This is a genomic window from Streptomyces sp. H39-C1 (assembly GCF_027158125.1).
In the GTDB taxonomy this organism is placed as follows: Bacteria; Actinomycetota; Actinomycetes; order Streptomycetales; family Streptomycetaceae; genus Actinacidiphila; species Actinacidiphila fildesensis.
This window is the reverse complement of the sequence record NZ_JAPVLS010000084.1, coordinates 34,135-44,384: the sequence shown is the minus strand read 5'-3', so window position 1 is coordinate 44,384 and position 10,250 is coordinate 34,135. Positions and strand designations below refer to the sequence as shown.

Genomic DNA, 10,250 nt, shown 5'->3' with positions numbered 1-10,250 from the left:
CGGCAGCAGAGCTCCGCCGCCGGACCGGAAGAGAGCGCCGAACCCGTCGCACCGGCCGCGCCGGCCGGGCGTGCGAAGCGCCGCCCCAAGGCGTCCGGACGCGGTACCGGGTCACGCCCGCGCGGTGCCCGGTTCGCGACGGCGTTCGACGAGCCGTTGGACGCGGCGGACGACGCGACGTCCGAGGCGCCCCGGCAGGAGGGCCCCGCGGCGACCGGTGCCCCGGCGGCTGGACCCGCACCGCGTGGCGCGCGCTTCGCCGGTGCCGCCGCCGAGCCTGCACCGCCACGGACCGCCGAGATATCGCCCGATGCCGGGCCGCGGCAGGCGGAGGCCCGCAGCGAGGCGGCCCGGCTGGGCGGCCTGCGCCGGGCCGGGCGCGGCGGGGAGGCGTACGTGGTGCTGTGCGAGGCGGCGGCAGGCCCGGCCGCCGCGCTGCCGGTGCTGGCCCGTGAGCTGGAACGCGCCGGTCTGGCGGCGGATGTCGCGACGTTGCTGGGGGAGGTCGCCGGCCTGCCGCCGGACCGGCTGGCCGCCGCCGCGGCCGCCCTGGCGCAGGCCGGACGCACGGACGACTGCCGCACCCTGCTGCACCAGGCCGCGGCACGCCCCGCCGGCGAGGTCGCGGTGCTGGCGGCCGCGCTGTACGAGGAGAACGGGGGCGAGGCGGCCGGGATACTCCTGGGCGCCGTGGTCAGGACCCGGCTGCCTGAGGAGGCCGCGGCCGTCGCCGGCGCGTACCCCGGGCTCGCCGCGCCGCTGCTGGCGGTCGCGGCGTCGATCTCCAAGCCGCGCCGCCGGGACATCGCGGCCGCCCTGCGCCGTGCGGGTCTGCCGGACCGGTGAGCGCGCCGGAATCACCGGCGGGGAGCACGCCGGACTGCCGGAGCGGCCGCCGGTTGCCCCGGTCGGGCTGGAAACGTGATCGACCCGGTCAAGTAACGGTAGCGGTCTTGCCAGAGCGGGTAAGGCGCTTCTACGTTCTTCCACACGGCCGGAATCTACGTGCGTAGACCGGACGTGATGCCACGTCAGAGGAGCTGCTCATGAGCAACGTTGTGCGTGCCGCGCTCGTCCAGGCGACCTGGACCGGTGACACCGAGTCGATGATCGCCAAGCACGAGGAGTACGCCCGGGCCGCGGCCGCCCAGGGCGCCAAGGTCATCGGCTTCCAGGAGGTGTTCAACGCCCCCTACTTCTGCCAGGTCCAGGAGGCCGAGCACTACCGCTGGGCCGAACCGGTCCCCGACGGACCCACCGTCCAGCGGATGCAGGCGCTCGCCCGCGAGACCGGCATGGTGATCGTCGTGCCGGTGTACGAGGTCGAGCAGTCCGGCTTCTACTACAACACCGCCGCGGTCATCGATGCCGACGGAACCTTCCTCGGCAAGTACCGCAAGCACCACATCCCGCAGGTCAAGGGGTTCTGGGAGAAGTTCTACTTCAAGCCCGGCAACCTCGGCTGGCCCGTCTTCGACACCGCGGTCGGCCGGATCGGCGTCTACATCTGCTACGACCGGCACTTCCCCGAGGGCTGGCGCGCCCTGGGGCTGGCCGGCGCCCAGCTCGTCTACAACCCGTCGGCGACCTCCCGCGGTCTGTCCGCCTACCTCTGGCAGCTGGAGCAGCCCGCCTCCGCCGTCGCCAACGAGTACTTCATCGCCGCCATCAACCGGGTGGGCCAGGAGGAGTACGGCGACAACGACTTCTACGGCACCAGCTACTTCGTCGACCCCCGCGGCAAGTTCGTCGGCGAGGTCGCCTCCGACACCAAGGAGGAACTGGTCGTCCGGGACCTGGACTTCGACCTCATCGACGAGGTGCGCCAGCAGTGGGCGTTCTACCGGGACCGCAGGCCGGACGCCTACGGCGACCTCACGGAGGCCTGATCGTTATGGCCACTGTGACCGAGAACCTGCACTCCGCCCTGCACGCCCGCCACCAGGCCGTCATGCCCGACTGGCTCGCCACGTACTACAGCGAGCCCATCGAGATCACCCACGGCCAGGGCCGCCATGTCTGGGACGCCGAGGGCAACCGCTACCTCGACTTCTTCGGCGGCATCCTGACCACGATGACCGCGCACGCCCTCCCCGAGGTCACCGCCGCCATCACCGAGCAGGCCGGGAAGATCCTGCACTCCTCGACGCTCTATCTGAGCCGGCAGACCGTCGACCTGGCCGAGCGCATCGCCCGGCTGTCCGGCATCCCGGACGCCCGGGTCTTCTTCACCACCTCAGGCACCGAGGCGAACGACACCGCCCTGCTGCTCGCCACCGCCTACCGGGGCTCGAACCAGGTCCTGGCGCTGCGCAACAGCTACCACGGCCGCTCGTTCACCTCGATCGGCATCACCGGCAACTCCGCCTGGTCGCCGACCAGCCTCTCCCCGCTCCAGACGCTGTACGTGCACGGCGGCGTCCGCTCCCGCGGCCCGTACGCGCATCTGGACGACGCCGCGTTCACCGCCGCCTGCGTCGAGGACCTGGAGGACATCCTCGGCCAGGCCAACGGCAGCGTCGCGGCGCTGATCGCGGAACCGATCCAGGGCGTCGGCGGCTTCACCTCGGGGCCGGACGGGCTGCTGGCCGCGTTCAAGCGGGTCCTGGACCGGCACGGCATCCTGTGGATCACCGACGAGGTGCAGACCGGCTGGGGCCGGACGGGTGACCATTTCTGGGGCTGGCAGGCCCACGACCAGGCCGGCCCGCCGGACATCCTGACGTTCGCCAAGGGCATCGGAAACGGCATGTCCATGGGCGGTGTCGTGGCCCGCGCCGAGGTCATGAACTGCCTGACCGCGAACTCCATCTCCACCTTCGGCGGCAGCCCGATCACCACCGCGGGCGCGCTGGCCAACCTGACGTACCTCGTCGACCACGACCTGCAGGGCAACGCCCGCCGGGTCGGCGGGCTGCTCAAGTCCCGGCTGGAGGCGATCAGCGCCGCGCTGCCCATCGTCCGCGAGGTGCGCGGCCGGGGTCTGATGCTCGGCATCGAACTCGTCGAACCCGACACCGGCGAACCGTCGGCGCAGGCCGCGAGCCTGGTGCTGGAGGCGGCCCGCGAGTACGGGCTGCTGATCGGCAAGGGCGGCCGGGCCGGCAACGCGCTGCGGATCGCGCCGCCGCTGACGCTCAGCGTCGCCGAGGCGGAAGAAGGCGCGAGCGCCCTCGCGGACGCGCTCAGGCAGACCCAGGACAAGCTCGCCGGAGGAAGGTCATGAGCACCGAACGCACCGTCGTCCGTGGCGGACTCGTCATCACCGCCGCCGAGGAGATCCACGCCGATGTGCTGATCGAGGGCAGCCGGGTGGTGGCCCTCGCCGCCCACGAGTCGGCCGTCGCGGAGAGCTGGACCACCGGCGACGCCCGCATCGTCGAGGCAGCCGGCAAGTACGTCATCCCGGGCGGCGTCGACGCGCACACCCACATGGAGCTGCCGTTCGGCGGCACCGCGGCGTCCGACACCTTCGAGACCGGCACCCGGGCCGCGGCCTGGGGCGGCACCACGACGATCGTGGACTTCGCCGTGCAGAGCGTCGGCCACTCGCTGCGCTCCGGCCTGGACGCCTGGCACGCCAAGGCCGACGCCCAGTGCGCCATCGACTACGCCTTCCACATGATCCTCTCCGACGTCAACGAGGACACGTTGAAGGAGATGGACGTCCTGGTGGAGGAGGGTGTGACCAGCTTCAAGCTGTTCATGGCCTACCCCGGCGTCTTCTACAGCGACGACGGCCAGATCCTGCGCGCCATGCAGCGCTCGGCCGGCAACGGCGGCCTGATCATGATGCACGCCGAGAACGGCATCGCGATCGACGTCCTCGTCCAGCAGGCGCTGGCGGCGGGGCACACCGACCCGCGCTACCACGGCGAGGTCCGCAGGGCCCTGCTGGAGGCCGAGGCCACCCACCGCGCCATCCAGCTCGCGCGGGTGGCGGGCTCCCCGCTGTACGTCGTGCACGTCTCGGCCGAGGAGGCGCTCGCCGAGCTGGCGCAGGCCCGCGACAGGGGCCTCAACGTCTTCGGCGAGACCTGTCCGCAGTACCTCTTCCTGTCCACCGACAACCTCGCCGAGCCGGGCTTCGAGGGCGCCAAGTACGTCTGCTCCACACCGCTGCGCCCCAAGGAGCACCAGGAGGCGCTCTGGCGGGGGCTGCGCACCAACGACCTGCAGGTCGTCTCCACCGACCACTGCCCGTTCTGCTTCACCGGGCAGAAGGACCTCGGCCGCGGCGACTTCTCCAAGATCCCCAACGGGCTGCCGGGCGTCGAGAACCGGATGGACCTGCTGCACCAGGCCGTCGTGGACGGCCGCATCAGCCGGCGCCGCTGGATCGAGATCGCCTGCGCCACCCCGGCCAGGATGTTCGGCCTCTACCCGCGCAAGGGCACCATCGCGCCCGGCGCCGACGCCGACATCGTCATCTACGACCCGCACGCCGAGCAGGTCGTCTCCGCCGAGACCCATCACATGAACGTCGACTACTCGGCGTACGAGGGGAAGCGGCTCACCGGACGGGTCGAGAGCGTCCTGTCGCGCGGCGAGCCCGTGATCACCGACCGGACGTACGTGGGGCGGGCCGGCCACGGCCAGTACACCCCGCGCAGCACCTGCCAGTACCTCATCTAGGAGCAGCGCCATGGACTTCGGCCTCGTCCTGCAGACGGATCCGCCCGCTTCCGGTGTCGTCGGCCTCATGCGCCGCGCCGAGCGCAACGGGTTCACCCACGGCTGGACCTTCGACTCCGCCGTGCTCTGGCAGGAGCCCTTCGTCATCTACAGCCGCATCCTCGAACACACCCGCAAACTGATCGTCGGCCCGATGGTCACCAACCCCGGCACCCGCACCTGGGAAGTGACCGCGTCCACCTTCGCCACCCTCAACTCCATGTACGGCAACCGCACGGTGTGCGGCATCGGGCGCGGCGACTCGGCGATGCGGGTCGCCGGGCGCAAGCCCAACACCCTCGCGCGCGTCGGCGAGGCGATGGGCGTCATCCGCGACCTCGCCGAGGGCCGCGAGGCGTCCGTCGACGGCACGCCCATGCGGCTGCCATGGGTGGAGAACGGGAAGCTGCCCGTCTGGATGGCCGCCTACGGGCCCAAGGCGCTCGCCCTGGCCGGTGAGAAGGCCGACGGCTTCATCCTGCAGCTGGCCGACCCGTTCCTCACCGAGTGGATGATCCACGCCGTGCGGGAAGCGGCGTCGGCCGCCGGCCGCGACCCGTCCGAGATCACCATCTGCGTCGCCGCGCCCGCCTACGTCACGGACGGCAGCGACGAACAGCTCGCGCACGCCCGCGAGCAGTGCCGCTGGTTCGGCGGCATGGTCGGCAACCACGTCGCCGACCTCGTCTCCCGCTACGGCGAGCACTCCGGCCTGGTGCCCGACGAGCTGACCGCGTACATCAAGCAGCGCCAGGGGTACGACTACGCCCACCACGGCCGCTCGGGCAATCCCGACACCGCCTTCGTGCCCGACGAGATCGTCGACCGCTTCTGTCTGCTCGGCCCGGTCGAGGCGCATCTCGCCAAGCTCGAACACCTCCGGGGCCTGGGCGTCGACCAGTTCGCGCTGTACGACATGCACGACGCCAAGGAGTCGACCATCGACGCCTACGGCGAGCACATCATCCCCGCGCTGAGCTGACCTGAGACGAGGTGCCGATGACCATAACCGCAAGCCCGGGGGACCGCGTCGAACTGCCGGCCGACGCGGCCCTGCCGGACACCCGGTTCGCCAACGAGGACCTGCTGCCCGTCCCGCTCGCGAACCGTACGTGGACGACGTACAACTTCACCGCGCTGTGGATCGGGATGGCGCACAACATCCCCTCCTGGACGCTCGCCTCGGGACTCGTCGCGCTCGGCATGGACTGGAAACAGGCGGTCTTCACGATCGCCCTGGCGAACGTGATCGTGCTCTTCCCGATGCTGCTCACCGGGCACGCGGGACCCCGGTACGGCATTCCGTTCCCGGTGCTGGCCAGGGCCTCGTTCGGGCTCCGCGGGGCGAACCTGCCGGCGCTGGTGCGGGCGGCGGTGGCCTGCGCCTGGTTCGGCATCCAGACCTGGATCGGCGGGCAGGGCATATTCGTCCTGCTCGGCAAGATCTTCGGCGGCGGCTGGGCGGACGTCGGGAAGATCGGCGGCTACCCGTGGACCATGTGGCTGTGCTTCGTGGTCTTCTGGGCCCTCGAACTGGCCATCATCTACCGGGGTATGGACACGCTGCGGCGCTTCGAGAACTGGGCCGCGCCGTTCGTCCTCGTCGGCGCCGTCGTGCTGCTGATCTGGATCACGGTGAAGGCCGGCGGCCTGGGGCCGCTGCTCGACCAGCCGTCGAAGCTCGGCTGGGGCAGCGACTTCTGGCCGGTCTTCTTCCCCTCACTGATGGGCATGATCGGCTTCTGGTCCACCCTGTCGCTGAACATCCCCGACTTCACCCGCTTCGGCGCCGGCCAGCGGGCCCAGATCTGGGGCCAGTCGCTGGGCCTGCCCACGACGATGACGTTCTTCGCGCTGCTGTCGGTGCTGGTCACCTCAGGATCGCAGGCCGTCTACGGAGCGGCCATCTGGAACCCGGTCGAGCTGGCCGCCAAGACCGACAACGTCTTCGGCCTGGTCTTCGCGCTGGTCACCGTGCTCATCGCGACCATCAGTGTGAACATCGCGGCCAATGTGGTGTCACCGGCCTACGACCTGTCCAACCTCGCGCCGAAGTACATCAACTTCCGCACCGGGGCGATGATCACCGGAGTGGTGGGTGTGGTGATCTTCCCGTGGAAGCTCATCGAGACCCCCGAGTTCTACATCTTCACCTGGCTGGGCGTGGTCGGCGGGCTGCTGGGAACGGTCGCGGGCATCCTCATCGCCGACTACTGGATCATCCGCCGCACCGTCCTGGACCTGGTGGACCTCTACACCCCCGGCGGCCGCTACTGGTACACCGCCGGCTGGAACTGGCGGGCGGTCGCGGCCTTCGTCGTCGGCGGGGTGCTGGCGGTCGGCGGCTCCCATTCGGAGCCCGGCAAGGGGCCCTTCCCCGCCGACGGCATGATCCCGTTCCTCAAACCGCTCGCGGACTACGGCTGGGCCGTGGGTCTCGGCTCCGCGCTCGTCCTCTACACGGCCCTCATGCACCCCCTGCTCCGGCGAACCGTACGACAGGACGCGGCCCCGGTCTGATTTGATGGAGGCATGGTCAACGAGGTCAACGAGGAGCTGCTCGCCGCCGTCGAGCGGGTGGTGCGGAGCGTGGTCGCCGAGGAGGTCACGCCGCGCTGGCGGCGGCTCGCGGCCGAGGACGTGATCGAGAAGAACGGCCCCTACGACCTGGTGACCACCGCCGACCGCCGGGCGGAGGAACGGCTCACCGAGGAGCTGACCGCGCTGCTGCCGGGCTCCGTGGTGGTCGGCGAGGAAGCGGTGAGCGCCGACCCCGGCGTCCTCAAGCGGCTGGACGGCGACGACCCGGTGTGGGTCGTCGACCCGGTCGACGGCACCGCCAACTTCGTCCGCGGCGAGGACGGTTACGCGACGCTCGTCACCCTCGTGCAGGGTGGCGAGCCGCTCGCGTCCTGGACCTACGTCCCCGAGCGGGGGCTGATGGCGACCGCGCGGCGCGGCGCCGGCGCGTATCTCAACGGGCAGCGGATGCACACGGCCGCCGCGCCGGACGGCACCCTGCGGGTCTCGACGTCGAACCCGGTCTTCCGCACCGACCAGGAGCGGGTGCTGCTCGGCCGGCTGGAGGCGGCCGGCGCGGCGACCCGCTCGTGCACCTGCGCCGGCATCGAGTACCTGGAGCTGGCCCGAGGCGGCGTCGACGGCGTCGCCTTCTTCTGGGAACTGCCCTGGGACCACGCCGCCGGGCTCCTCCTGGTGACCGAGGCCGGCGGCGCGAGTCTGACGGTGACCGGTGAGCCGTTCCGTATCCCCGGAGGCAACGCGTTGCCGTTCTCCATCGCCCGCGACGCGGAGACCGCGCGGCGGATCATCGAGCTGATGGGCGCGTGATGAGCCGGACCGCAGTAGTGGACGTGGTGGTCGTCGGGGCCGGGCCGAACGGGCTGACGGCCGCGGCCGAGCTGGCCCGCGCGGGCCTGTCCGTACAGATCTACGAGGCCGAGGACACGATCGGCGGCGGCGCCAGGACCCAGGAGCTGACGCTGCCGGGCTTCCGGCACGACCCGTGCTCCGCGGTGCACCCCATGGGCGCCGGCTCGCCCGCGTTCAAGGCGCTGCCGCTGCGCGCGCACGGCCTGGAGTGGCTGCACCCCGAGCTGCCGATGGCGCACCCCTTCCCGGACGGCACGGCCGCGCTGCTGTCGCGTTCGGTGGGGGAGACCGCGGCGTCCTTCGGCGCGCACGACGCCGTCCGCTACCGGCGGCTGGTGGCCCCGTACATCGGCCACTGGAACACGATGGCCGCCGACCTGCTGCGGCCCCAGTGGCGCGGGGTACCCATCGACCCCTACCGGTTCGTCCGCTTCGGCCTGACCGGGCTGCCGCCGGTCGCCCTGCTGGCCCGGCGCTTCCGCGACCCCAAGGCCCGTGCCCTGCTGGCCGGACTGGCCGCGCACGCGATCACCCCGCTCAGCTCGCCGCTGACCGGTGCCACCGCCCTGATCTTCGCGCTGGCCGCGCACGCGGGCGGCTGGCCGATTCCACGCGGCGGCTCGCAGGCGATCTCGGACGCCCTCGCCTCGTACCTCACGGAGCAGGGCGGCGTCGTCCACACCGGTGTGACGGTGCGCAAGCTCGACGAGCTGCCGCCCGCGCGGGCCTATGTCTTCGACACGTCACCGACCGCGCTGGCCCGTATCGCCGGACTCGGCGACGCCTACCGGAACTTCAGCTACGGCCCGTCCGTCTTCAAGATCGACTACGCGCTGGACGGTCCCGTCCCCTGGAGCGCGCCCGACGCCCGCCGGGCCGGCACGGTCCACATCGGCCCGACGTACACGGAGATCGGCGACGCGCTCAACCGGGCGGTCAGCGGCCGGCCGCCGCAGACCCCCTTCCTGATCACCTCGCAGCCGACGGTCGTCGACCCGTCCCGCGCCCCGCAGGGCAAGCACGTCTTCTGGGCCTACGGCCACGTCCCGCACGGCTGGCACGGCAACGCCACCGACGCCGTCGAGCGGCAGATCGAGCGCTTCGCGCCCGGCTTCCGCGACCTCGTGCTGGCCCGCGCCGTCGCCGGTCCGGCCGAACTCGCCGCCCACAACGTCAACTACGTCGGCGGTGACATCGCCTGCGGTGCCTTCGCCGGGCTCCAGACCGTGCTGCGCCCGAAGATCGCCTGGAACCCGTACGCCACCGCCCGCCCCAACGTCTTCCTCTGCTCCTCCGCGACCCCGCCGGGCCCCGGAGTGCACGGCATGAGCGGGCACCACGCGGCCCGCTCCGTCCTCAGGTCCCTGGCGAAGCGAGCGCGCTGAGCAGCGCGGGCAGCGCCGTACCGATCGGCTCCCGCACCACTTCGGCGGCCAACTCGTCGTAGGGCGTGGGCTCCGCGTTCACGATCACCAGCCGCGCCCCGTGCTCGGCCGCGATGCCCGCCAGTGACGCGGCGGGCTGCACCCGCAGCGTCGTGCCCACGGAGAAGAACACGTCGCACGCCTTCGTGATGGCCATCGCCTGCGCCAGCACTTCGGGGTCGAGGCGCTGCCCGAACATCACCGTCGCGGACTTCAGGATCCCCCCGCACACCAGGCACGGCGGGTCCTGCTCGCCTGCCGCCACCCGCTCCAGCGCCACGTCCATGCCGCTGCGCGCATGGCACTTCGTGCAGACGACGGCGCGGGCCGTGCCGTGCAGCTCCAACACCTTGCGGTCCGGGAGCCCCGCCAACTGGTGCAGCCCGTCGACGTTCTGGGTGATGACACGGACCGGGACGCCGGACTTTTCCAGCTCCGCCACCGCGAGGTGCGCGGCGTTGGGGCGCGCGTGCCAGGTCTCTCTGTCGCGCCGCATGAGCCAGGCGCGGCGGCGGATGTCCGGGTCGGCCATGTACGTGTCGTAGGTGACGAGCTTCTCCGCACCGGGGTCGCGCCGCCACAGGCCGTTGGGGCCGCGGTAGTCCGGAATCCCCGAGTCCGTGGAGATACCGGCCCCGCTCAGGATCGCCACGAGGGGCTTGCGGTTGCTCATCTCCGCAGCGTAGGGCCCAACATGGGTGCGGACGAACGGGTTTCCGCCGCGGCCGGCCCACCGCGTTGTCGTACCCGGCGGCTACG

8 protein-coding genes and 1 pseudogene are annotated in these 10,250 nt (G+C 71.8%); 8 read left to right on the top strand and 1 reads right to left on the bottom strand.

Annotated elements, in window-relative coordinates:
* From O3W51_RS37885 to O3W51_RS37850, 8 genes and pseudogenes are all read left to right on the top strand, one after another.
* Window positions 1-846: pseudogene (locus O3W51_RS37885) on the top strand (hypothetical protein); the annotation flags it as partial.
* A 200-nt stretch (window positions 847-1,046) separates the two neighbouring features.
* Window positions 1,047-1,889, top strand: a complete 843-nt coding sequence (locus O3W51_RS37880) for a nitrilase-related carbon-nitrogen hydrolase (RefSeq protein ID WP_138355562.1) — start codon at window positions 1,047-1,049, stop codon at window positions 1,887-1,889.
* Between the two features lie 5 nt (window positions 1,890-1,894).
* Entirely contained in the window at window positions 1,895-3,226 is a 1,332-nt protein-coding gene (locus tag O3W51_RS37875) for an aspartate aminotransferase family protein (RefSeq protein ID WP_164297831.1), read from the top strand.
* Window positions 3,223-4,635, top strand: a complete 1,413-nt coding sequence (gene hydA / locus O3W51_RS37870; RefSeq protein ID WP_269288554.1) for a dihydropyrimidinase — start codon at window positions 3,223-3,225, stop codon at window positions 4,633-4,635. Before O3W51_RS37875 ends, hydA begins: the two co-directional genes overlap by 4 nt.
* Before the next feature lie 10 nt (window positions 4,636-4,645).
* Window positions 4,646-5,656, top strand: a complete 1,011-nt coding sequence (locus O3W51_RS37865; RefSeq protein WP_138355559.1) for a TIGR03842 family LLM class F420-dependent oxidoreductase — start codon at window positions 4,646-4,648, stop codon at window positions 5,654-5,656.
* A 17-nt stretch (window positions 5,657-5,673) separates the two neighbouring features.
* A complete protein-coding gene (locus tag O3W51_RS37860) occupies window positions 5,674-7,194 on the top strand; it encodes an NCS1 family nucleobase:cation symporter-1 (RefSeq protein WP_138355558.1) in 1,521 nt (506 codons plus the stop codon).
* 12 nt (window positions 7,195-7,206) lie between these two features.
* On the top strand, window positions 7,207-8,025 hold the full coding sequence (locus O3W51_RS37855) for an inositol monophosphatase family protein (protein ID WP_138355557.1): 819 nt from the start codon (window positions 7,207-7,209) through the stop codon (window positions 8,023-8,025).
* Complete coding sequence (locus O3W51_RS37850) at window positions 8,025-9,452, top strand: phytoene desaturase family protein (protein WP_138355556.1); 1,428 nt, start codon at window positions 8,025-8,027, stop codon at window positions 9,450-9,452. The genes O3W51_RS37855 and O3W51_RS37850 overlap by 1 nt, the downstream gene beginning before the upstream one ends.
* Here the strand turns inward: O3W51_RS37850 and O3W51_RS37845 are convergent.
* Entirely contained in the window at window positions 9,424-10,164 is a 741-nt protein-coding gene (locus O3W51_RS37845) for an SIR2 family NAD-dependent protein deacylase (protein ID WP_269288553.1), read from the bottom strand. The genes O3W51_RS37850 and O3W51_RS37845 overlap by 29 nt on opposite strands.
* Window positions 10,165-10,250 lie beyond the last annotated feature (86 nt).

What these genes read in the sequence shown, in the direction of transcription:
- O3W51_RS37880 (WP_138355562.1), top strand. Translation starts at nt 1,047, where the DNA reads ATGAGCAACGTTGTGCGTGCCGCGCTCGTCCAGGCGACCTGGACCGGT.
- O3W51_RS37875 (WP_164297831.1), top strand. Translation starts at nt 1,895, where the DNA reads ATGGCCACTGTGACCGAGAACCTGCACTCCGCCCTGCACGCCCGCCAC.
- hydA (WP_269288554.1), top strand. Translation starts at nt 3,223, where the DNA reads ATGAGCACCGAACGCACCGTCGTCCGTGGCGGACTCGTCATCACCGCC.
- O3W51_RS37865 (WP_138355559.1), top strand. Translation starts at nt 4,646, where the DNA reads ATGGACTTCGGCCTCGTCCTGCAGACGGATCCGCCCGCTTCCGGTGTC.
- O3W51_RS37860 (WP_138355558.1), top strand. Translation starts at nt 5,674, where the DNA reads ATGACCATAACCGCAAGCCCGGGGGACCGCGTCGAACTGCCGGCCGAC.
- O3W51_RS37855 (WP_138355557.1), top strand. Translation starts at nt 7,207, where the DNA reads ATGGTCAACGAGGTCAACGAGGAGCTGCTCGCCGCCGTCGAGCGGGTG.
- O3W51_RS37850 (WP_138355556.1), top strand. Translation starts at nt 8,025, where the DNA reads ATGAGCCGGACCGCAGTAGTGGACGTGGTGGTCGTCGGGGCCGGGCCG.
- O3W51_RS37845 (WP_269288553.1), bottom strand. Translation starts at nt 10,164, where the DNA reads ATGAGCAACCGCAAGCCCCTCGTGGCGATCCTGAGCGGGGCCGGTATC.